The 7,868-nt window shown below is 36.2% G+C and carries 7 protein-coding genes and 2 pseudogenes; 1 reads left to right on the top strand and 8 read right to left on the bottom strand.

All coding sequences use genetic code 11. The features are described from left to right. Positions 1-152: 152 nt before the first annotated feature. Positions 153-422 (bottom strand): helix-turn-helix domain-containing protein, encoded by a 270-nt coding sequence (locus ACGF7G_RS12670; protein WP_387465913.1) that lies wholly within the window; start codon positions 420-422, stop codon positions 153-155. A 536-nt stretch (positions 423-958) separates the two neighbouring features. Beyond that, positions 959-1,250 (bottom strand): annotated as a pseudogene (locus tag ACGF7G_RS12665) (site-specific integrase); the annotation flags it as partial. Positions 1,251-1,445: 195 nt separating this feature from the next. On the opposite strand from ACGF7G_RS12665, the pseudogene ACGF7G_RS12660 reads away from it, so the two are divergent. Continuing rightward, positions 1,446-2,185: pseudogene (locus tag ACGF7G_RS12660) on the top strand (IS5 family transposase). Between the two features lie 170 nt (positions 2,186-2,355). Here the strand turns inward: ACGF7G_RS12660 and ACGF7G_RS12655 are convergent. From ACGF7G_RS12655 to ACGF7G_RS12630, 6 genes are all read right to left on the bottom strand, one after another. Beyond that, entirely contained in the window at positions 2,356-2,526 is a 171-nt protein-coding gene (locus tag ACGF7G_RS12655; protein WP_166296314.1) for a hypothetical protein, read from the bottom strand. Positions 2,527-3,177: 651 nt separating this feature from the next. Next, positions 3,178-3,561 (bottom strand): hypothetical protein, encoded by a 384-nt coding sequence (locus tag ACGF7G_RS12650; protein WP_387465911.1) that lies wholly within the window; start codon positions 3,559-3,561, stop codon positions 3,178-3,180. Between the two features lie 1,091 nt (positions 3,562-4,652). Then, entirely contained in the window at positions 4,653-5,237 is a 585-nt protein-coding gene (locus ACGF7G_RS12645) for a putative adenosine monophosphate-protein transferase Fic (RefSeq protein ID WP_387465909.1), read from the bottom strand. 7 nt (positions 5,238-5,244) lie between these two features. Continuing rightward, positions 5,245-5,727, bottom strand: coding sequence for a YhfG family protein (locus ACGF7G_RS12640; protein ID WP_387465907.1), 483 nt, complete (start codon positions 5,725-5,727; stop codon positions 5,245-5,247). A gap of 79 nt (positions 5,728-5,806) precedes the next feature. After that, entirely contained in the window at positions 5,807-6,343 is a 537-nt protein-coding gene (locus ACGF7G_RS12635; RefSeq protein WP_387465905.1) for a GNAT family N-acetyltransferase, read from the bottom strand. A 214-nt stretch (positions 6,344-6,557) separates the two neighbouring features. Continuing rightward, a complete protein-coding gene (locus ACGF7G_RS12630; RefSeq protein WP_242688792.1) occupies positions 6,558-7,049 on the bottom strand; it encodes a polymer-forming cytoskeletal protein in 492 nt (163 codons plus the stop codon). Positions 7,050-7,868: the final 819 nt, after the last annotated feature.

Genomic DNA, 7,868 nt, shown 5'->3' with positions numbered 1-7,868 from the left:
TATGCGGGCTGTCTTACATTTTCATGGAGCTATGAATACAATCCTGATATTGAAGAATGAGCAGTAAATGTAATAAAAAACTAATAACTCAGAGTGTTATATTAGTTTAGTGGTTTAAAATTTGTCGTTACTTTTTCGGATATAGAAATAACTTATGTGATATCAGAATTGTTTTGTAAATCATTTCGGATGGTTCGTTTGATAGGCTGCTTATTTTCGTCAAAATACCGACTGGGCCATATCTCAGCAGGTGTGACACCAATTTCCTGAGCAATCAGTAACTCCCCTTTAGGCCAAGGCCGCGTTAAAGCATTTGCTAATGTTGAGGAGCTTAAGCCGTGCTCTCTGGATAATGATGCCAGCGTTTTATTCTTCTTACGTATCGCAGCGATAATATCGGCAGTATGCCAGTCTTTTTTCATATTCCTGCTTACCTCTTTAATGGTGGCGATTCAAACAGGGTTCGCAGTACCGGAGAACATCCAATCCGGCGAGGCATAGCCTCCCCTGCCTGAACCGCCATAGAAAGAGCGATAACAGGCACACTGGTAAGAAAATAACCTTACCAGTGGGATGTTCGTTCAAGGCTGCGACCCCTTGACCATCGGATTTTGCCGATGGCGACACTACTTTAACCGATTGATTATCTGACTCAAGAATCAAATAAATACCTTAGTGACGGTTTGTCTCGCTGCGCTTATGACGAAATAAATGAACTTATGGCGAAAACGGCACTACACCGCACCCGCCTGCACGTTTTGGATCAAAACAGGATCAAGGTAAAAATCACAATGCAATGGTATTAAAGGAAAAATTCTATTTTACGTGAGAAGTAAGATCACAAAGAAAAGCCGTGTTTTGTCATAGAAATCAGATAAGGCGTGGCTTTACAGGATATACAGAACTGAAATTGTTTTCTCCTTTTGCATTAATGACAAGGAGAAAGTGAAAGCATTATAATTATATTAATGATTTTATGATATGCCAATGTTGACAAAGGCATTCCAACTGTTTTCCCTAATTTATTGGTAATAAAAAGAAAATCATTACCTTTAGCATTTTTGACTTTATTTCTGTCAATAGTTATAAAGCTGTAGATTTCCCTCATCAGCACCTCACCGACTGGCAGATGTTTTGACAAGAGGTTGATACACTCGTGGATCAGATTTATCATCAGCTCGCCTTCTTATTGCAATAGTAGAGTGTGCAAAATCTATATCGCTAATCCTGAGGTTCAAAAGTTTGCCTGCTTATGTCCGTTGGTTTTGTTGTCAGCTCCACCATTGTTTTTATCCTCTGTTTTCACTGGAATGCCACTAAAATGTGTGCCACTGACCACCATCAAGCCAGGAGGTAAGGTAGTGTCGTCATGAATTAATTTATGTCATAATGACGCCTGATTACACGAATGGATAACTTAACCATGAGCACACCGTCGTCACGATATCTCTGATCGTGTTTGGCATTGACTTGAGCCTCACTTACCAGGACGTCAGGGTGCCTGGGGACGTGTCGCTTATGATAATCGACTACTTATTAATGCGGTATTTTGGATTTTACGGACAGGAGCCCCCTGGCGAGATTTACCCCCCGATTATGGCGATTGGAAAAATACGCATCGCCGTTTTTGTCGGTGGCGTGACAAAGGCGTATGGGAAGGATTGCTTGAAGAACTCATCTCTGAACCGGATTTCGAATGGCTGATGATTGACGCCAGTCACATTAAGGTTCATCCCCATGCCGCAGGGGCGGAAGGTGGTAATCAGGATATGGGGCGTACAAAAGGGGGCTCAATACCAAGATACATTTGGCCGTGGATGCGCATGGTATGCCGGTCAGAGTACTTATTACAAGCGGCACCACAGCGGATTGCTCACAAGCTGAGGCCTTGATTGAAGGAATAATAGATACGGCACATTTATTGGCAGATCGGGGTTATGACAGCAATGCCGTTGTTGAACAAGCAGAAAAACAAGGTATGGAAGCGTAAATTCCCAGCCGTAAAAATCGCAAAGTGAGACGAGAATATGACCGGGAACTCTATCGGCTCAGGCATTTAGTTGAAAATGCTTTTCTGCATCTTAAACGCTGGCGTGGTATAGCGACCCGTTATGCCAAAAATAGTGGCTCATTTCTTACTAGTGTTCAGATCCGCTGTCTTGCTCTTTGGTTAAGCATTTTATGACGATATTATCTAGGCACTAACACAAAGTTGAATTAAAATCTATAGCCATAAATTCAATGAATTACATAACCAATTCAGACTCCGCCAGCCCGACAGTCACCGTTAAACCCACAGGTGCCAATCTTCCACAAATGGGATACCAGCCAGACTAACCCAGCAACGTAAAAAAACTACACCGTTTTTTGTATAGCCTGATTATAGGACACACTAGTCAGTATCACTCTCCGTGTCAGCGTTACAGGTAAATGCAGGATGACAAATGCTCCCCCTTCCTCGACAATAATGACAATATGATTGGAGTATCCTCCGACCATCCCCCATGTCTCTCGTTCCGAAATCATTATCCTCATAACAAACATGATATCCTCTGTCTTTTGAACATTTAGGACATGATTTATAGCCATTTATCCGTTTAGATCTTTTCAGTGAGTCATCGCATTCAGAACAGTTACACATAGATATTCCCCTTAGTTAATTGGAGAATGATCAATAACACGTATATTTTTAATCCACTTTGATAGCAATCTCATTTTTTATATAAATAAAGTCATGACACTCATTTTCCCAATAATTCCAGTCAATGATGTTTGCATATAAAAATAATTCCATACGAAAAATATCACCTAACAAATACCAGAAGATTTTGTTGAATAGAGATTATATTTGCCGATTTTATATTTACCTTATTATTTCTACGTCACTGATAGATTTCAATATTTAGCTGTTAGGATTAAATGTTAAGTTAAACCTACACTATATGATGTAGTCAAGTAACTATAATAAGGAAAAAATAATATACTCACAGGAGCTATAAATCCTCATTAAGTCGTGACAAATGCAACTAATGACTGGTTTCAATGTTAATAATTAAGCCAGAGTTGATTCCGGCTTACTCATGACTTATTCCATTGTTTTTATTAACCAATCGCAATTCAATATATTACTATTAGATTGCCGTCGTAACCCCATCGTCTTAAACGAATCATTTGGTTTTACCTAAATATAACAATATGATTGAATTCTGAATTCGGTAGAGTGCAGTCTTTAATTACCTCATTGATGTTAATAATATTAACCCGTTTTTGTGTTTCAAATGCGGTTAATGCAAGAGAAAACAAAGCTTTTCCTGCGTCTTTATTTACAGTGACTAAATCATCAGATACAAAATTTGTTGTCTTACTTGGATAAGTTTCTGGAGCCACTTGAATACCCCAGCTTCCTGTTGCACCTGTTACATAGATTTGAGAAATGTAACCTTGCGCACATGAGTTAGACTGTAATGCAGCAACTTCACCTTTATTAGGAAGCTTCTCTGCTATAACTGGCGTGGCAATCAATCCAGCCATTAAGGCAATATAGGATAAGCTTTTTTTCATTTTTATCTCCTATCTTGGGTTTATTAGAGTGATATTTTTATCATGGATGTAATGATATAAATGACAAATTTTAATTATTATTTTAGTGGTTATAAGTGGAGGCCGATATATCATTATACAATCAAAGCCATATAAAACATGACGTTATTAAATATAATATTGCAGTAGCCAATCTGCACTTATTCCTTATTCTTAATTATTAACAACCATTCCTATAAGTGAGTAAAAATGTCAGATTGATTTTTATGTGAATTATCCTTTCACTCACTCAAATAATGTAGATTTGTAGATTGTATAGACCAGTAATTTGAGTGAATAGAGATATCTCTGGCTCAACAATATATGTTTGATTTAGTTAAACAAATAAATTGAAAGCTTGGTAACTTCAACAGATTTTCAACAAGACAGCAAAAATAATAGCGTAAAATTAACTCAATATTAATTATTGAACGATAATTAGTAACTAAGATAAATTATATGACTCCAATCAACACCTGATGAGGTACCAACCATGAAAAAGTTATCAGCCTGTCTTTTAGTATTGAGTATTACTTCTTTCACACCTAACTTTGCGTCTGCAAATATATGTTTTCAAGCCGAACATTCCCTGAGTAAATGTGCTAAAGTATGTGCACCGGTAATTCTCCTTAGTCCTTTTCTAGCAACAATTTGTCTTTAATGCAATTAATAATACGATATTTAATAAACAAAGTGATAAGGATAATCTTTTTCTTGTCACTTTACTGTAACACAGAAAGATATATGTCAATCTGACCAGAAACAACAGAAAATATTATCAAAAATGCCAGAAAAAATACAGTGGGATTTAGTTAGTTTAACTAGCCTCTCATTCTAAATAAAATTAATTCAACTTAAGTTGGAGAATTAATCGCCAAACCTGTCGGGCTAAATTATATTAATAACAGCACAAATAAATAACCCATAACGAGTTATCTTAGATGAAAAAATCTATTTATAAAACCTATTCTTTGATACTTAATATAAGTGCACAATTAAAACTATTTTTCTGCCTATAAATAACAAAATGTCAGAAAATTATTGACTATTATATAATTTCCATTTTGTGTAATTCAATAAATACAATTTCTGAAAATTTTCATTAATGGCCGATAATTATATTGATAAGCAGAAATATTAGCCTCAATCCATTTTTTAGCATCCACAGACTCAAAGGAAATGTTATATTCACAATTTATAACTATATATTCAAATAACAGGCGTTGTGTTCGCCCATTTCCTTCTCTGAAAGGATGAATCACATTTAATTCTGCATAATATTCAGCAAGTTTTTTGATAAATTCTGAATAATTCAACCCTACGAGATAATTTTCACTCTCTAACATATTGAATATTCTATTTCCTTCTATTTCAATACGTTCAGTATGACAGAAACGGGTATTACCTTTTGATATATCAATGGTTCTCAGTTGACCAGCCCAATTATACAAGTCAGAAAATATTTGTTTATGAAGTTGACACCAAAAAGCCAAATTGTAAGGCGGCTCCCAAAATGAAATATTCAATATAGCAAGCTCAGTCAGTTCCTTCTCTGCCTGTTCCAAAATGGCTGAGTCGCGAATGCCTAATTTATTGATGAGAGTATCTGTGCCTAAGTATGTGTAGGGATCTTGTCCCGTTCCATATTTATCTACCATAATCTCCTCACTGTTCACTGTATTTTCTAATTAATTTATTTCTTAGATTTTCTTGCTCTTCTTTAGTTGCAGGCAGGTTGCTCATAACAACACTCATTCCTTCAAGGCGCATACTATCTCTGTAGTTTTTTAGTTTTACCCGATCGAAATAATGTTTTTTTTCATTATAAGTTGTCATTATTGTTTTTTTATTCTTTTGGTTTCTGATATCTTTCTCTTGCTGACGGGAATATTTAAACTTATCCAGATCTAAATCGCTCAGTTTATAGTTAATCGCTTTACCGCTTTCAAATATTCCCCAAGAAATAACTTCAAAATAACTGACTTTGCCGTTTCTAATGCGGTTAATCTTTACTTCTAAGTCTTGTTGTAATATTTGCAAAACCTGTTGCACTTTACGCTCAGATATCCCTGTCGCTTCCACAATTGAACGTGTGTTGGGATGTTCTAATTTAGCCAGAGCCGCCATAACAGCTAATTCATATTTCATTTGAATTCCAAAAATACATATATATGCAACAGTAGTATAAAACACCAAGGTCACTAAAACCAGAAAAGAGAATATAGAATTATGACTGGCGAATTCTGTAAAGCACATGCTCATGAAGCGGGTGCCCATCCGGTAATAAAGGGTGCAAGAAAGTATTTTCATCTTTCACCATTCCAAGTTTCTCCATGACTTTTTGAGAACGCAGATTAGCAACAGTGGTAAATGCAACTACTTCCTCAAGTTTTAATTCAGTGAAAGCAAAATCCAATGCCTTGTATGCAGCTTCACTGGCATAACCTTTACCCCAAAATGGTTTATCAAGACGCCACCCAATTTCAGTACAAGGTGAAAATGGCAATTCTGCTACAGGAATATTTAAACCGACAAAACCAATAAAATCCCCCGTTTCTTTCAGCTCCACAGCCCATAATCCCCAACCACCCTGCTGTTCAAATCTCTGGGTAATTCTATCCACCATTGTATTGCTTTGTTCAACCGTCAAAGCGGCAGGAAAGTATTCCATAACTTCTGCGTTACTATTTAAATGAAAGAACGGCCCTCTATCTTCCTCTTTCCAGGCGCGCATTATTAATCTCTTTGTTTCTAGTGTCACCATCATATTTTCCTTAATATCAGCTACATAGCAGCCAAGCAAAGTGCCTATATGTGCGAAAAGCACATACTCTAACCAGGAGAATTAAAACAATTAAACAGATAAATTGCTATAGTGAATAAAACTAAAGAGGAATAAAACAACGTAATTTAAAAATCAAAAAAGGGTGGCCCGTGCCGAAAACCATCGGAATCACATATCACACGGGCCTGGTTTATCAGGCACTTGTTTTTACCGTAGCCTTATCTTTGGATTTATCATTATTGGTATCTTTTATTGGTACAACACGTTCAGATGTTAATTTTGCTTTATTTTCAATCTGTTCTGATTGCCCGAAGAATAAACCACCACGCTTGATAGACATACTGCCACAGCGACTGATACCACGTAGTTCACCATGTTCAAGAATATCCAATGTTGCTGCACAACAAGTCCCTTCAACATCACCGTCAATTATGATTTCTGGAGCATTAAGTTCACCTTCAACCCGCCCGTCATGCATAATGCGGATTGCGCCTTCCTTCACTCGGATATTCCCAATCACTTTACCCCAGATCTGTATATCACCTTCTACATCAATATCGCCCTTAAAGACTGAGCTTTTAGCAACAATAGTGCAACGGCGGGCTTCTGCGCTGGCATTCTTTTTATCATCACCCGCCAGAGACTCCGGTTCTACAGCCACTGTTTCTGTTTTTTTTCCAAACATAGTTTTTGATCTCGATCTCATGTTAATAAAGCAAAATATTAAAGCCAGAAAAGATAGAATCGCTGTCACTGTACAGCTAAACAGATTACCAGCCAGATAGAGCCCCAGAGCAATGCTCCACATGACCCATATACAGCTTAGAAAAATATTGTTCGAAAAACGATGTTTTGCCATGTTCTTTCACATTCTTATTGTTTTTCATACTTTTTTCATTAGAAAATACAAATCAAATCACTATCTTAACAGAACAAATAGCAATCAATGCTGAAGGTAAGCCGATATTTGTAACGCTATTAAACGGTTAAAACCATCATTCATTCTTACTGCCTATCCGATGAGATCCTAAGATAACGATCAGTAAAAAAAATTAATATTAAAATATAAATCTTAGCTTCATATTTAATAACATTATTTAATAATAGAGTCACGTTATTAATGTTTAATTTTATTTACAAATAATCTGATAATGAAAAACTAAGAATCTCCCTTAAAAGGAAAATACGATGTTTTCATTGGCTTTATATTAATCTGAAAGTTTTATAAGACTGATATGACAATAACTAAAAATGGAACATGAAGAATCTATAGGAAGGATAATTTAAACACCAGGTTATTCTTAACAATCACCAATTTTTTCTATTTTGTGATCAGAGCCCATGATTAAAAGATAACGACTAAAAAATAAAACTTACCATTAATCTGAACATGTGTAGTTTCTCCCGCTGGCATGGCTTCGGTGGTTTATCTGGCTTATTGGTAATCCGAGGTAGAGCCAGTAACACTTTTAACGTTACCCGAGACAATAACCGTTGAACCACC

This window comes from Photorhabdus sp. RM323S (genome assembly GCF_042879375.1).
Classification (GTDB): Bacteria; Pseudomonadota; Gammaproteobacteria; order Enterobacterales; family Enterobacteriaceae; genus Photorhabdus; species Photorhabdus tasmaniensis.
Note: the sequence above shows the minus strand (reverse complement) of the source record. Positions and strands in the feature narration are given on the sequence as shown.

Bases quoted from the DNA above. Each gene is read 5' to 3' on its own strand.
- ACGF7G_RS12645 (WP_387465909.1), bottom strand. From the start codon at position 5,237: ATGGTAGATAAATATGGAACGGGACAAGATCCCTACACATACTTAGGC.
- ACGF7G_RS12670 (WP_387465913.1), bottom strand. From the start codon at position 422: ATGAAAAAAGACTGGCATACTGCCGATATTATCGCTGCGATACGTAAG.
- ACGF7G_RS12640 (WP_387465907.1), bottom strand. From the start codon at position 5,727: ATGAAATATGAATTAGCTGTTATGGCGGCTCTGGCTAAATTAGAACAT.
- ACGF7G_RS12650 (WP_387465911.1), bottom strand. From the start codon at position 3,561: ATGAAAAAAAGCTTATCCTATATTGCCTTAATGGCTGGATTGATTGCC.
- ACGF7G_RS12655 (WP_166296314.1), bottom strand. From the start codon at position 2,526: ATGATTTCGGAACGAGAGACATGGGGGATGGTCGGAGGATACTCCAAT.
- ACGF7G_RS12635 (WP_387465905.1), bottom strand. From the start codon at position 6,343: ATGGTGACACTAGAAACAAAGAGATTAATAATGCGCGCCTGGAAAGAG.
- ACGF7G_RS12630 (WP_242688792.1), bottom strand. From the start codon at position 7,049: ATGTTTGGAAAAAAAACAGAAACAGTGGCTGTAGAACCGGAGTCTCTG.